Origin of the sequence: Megasphaera sp. An286 (genome assembly GCF_002163455.1) — a bacterium.
Taxonomy (GTDB): Bacteria; Bacillota; Negativicutes; order Veillonellales; family Megasphaeraceae; genus Megasphaera; species Megasphaera stantonii.
On the sequence record NZ_NFIY01000049.1, the window covers coordinates 1 to 696 of the forward strand.

General features: G+C 51.0%; 2 tRNA genes and 2 rRNA genes. All 4 read left to right on the top strand.

The features are described from left to right. A 16S ribosomal RNA gene (locus B5F80_RS11120) occupies positions 1-99 on the top strand; the annotation flags it as partial. 118 nt (positions 100-217) lie between these two features. Continuing rightward, positions 218-294, top strand: a tRNA-Ile gene (locus tag B5F80_RS11125). A 111-nt stretch (positions 295-405) separates the two neighbouring features. Beyond that, a tRNA-Ala gene (locus tag B5F80_RS11130) sits at positions 406-481 on the top strand. 124 nt (positions 482-605) lie between these two features. Then, positions 606-696: ribosomal RNA gene (locus B5F80_RS11135) — 23S ribosomal RNA — on the top strand; the annotation flags it as partial.

The window sequence follows — 696 nt, forward strand, 5'->3', positions numbered from 1 at the left end:
GTAACCTTACGGAGCCAGCCGTCGAAGGTGGGGGCGATGATTGGGGTGAAGTCGTAACAAGGTAGCCGTATCGGAAGGTGCGGCTGGATCACCTCCTTTCTAGGGAAGAGATAACGGATTCTGCGGAAGACGTTATAAATCTTTAGGTCGGCATTCTGGAGTACGTACACATTGTTCAGTTTTGAGAGGCCATGAACCTCTTAAAAAAATATCCCATGGGCCTATAGCTCAGCTGGTTAGAGCGCACGCCTGATAAGCGTGAGGTCGGTGGTTCAAGTCCACCTAGGCCCACCAGGGCAAGTCGATACACCCGAAATGCAAAGGCAGAGTACGGACAATCGAGGAGCCGTCATATGTTGCAATGACATGCCTGCCCGTCTGGTGGGAAGCCGGCGCAACGAGTGTGGGGGTGTAGCTCAGCTGGGAGAGCACCTGCCTTGCAAGCAGGGGGTCAGGAGTTCGATTCTCCTCATCTCCACCACAATTTTATTACGAAAGACCCGTACCTTGACAACTGCATAAAACGAAACGAACAAACCTCTTTTTTGAAGAAAAAGAGAAAGACTTAACGAACCGAAGAAACTCTGAAAACGGTGAAGACATAAAGTCAAGCAAGTAAGGGCGTACGGCGGATGCCTTGGCCATATCAGCCGATGAAGGACGCGATAAGCTGCGAAAAGCTGCGGTGAGGTGCAA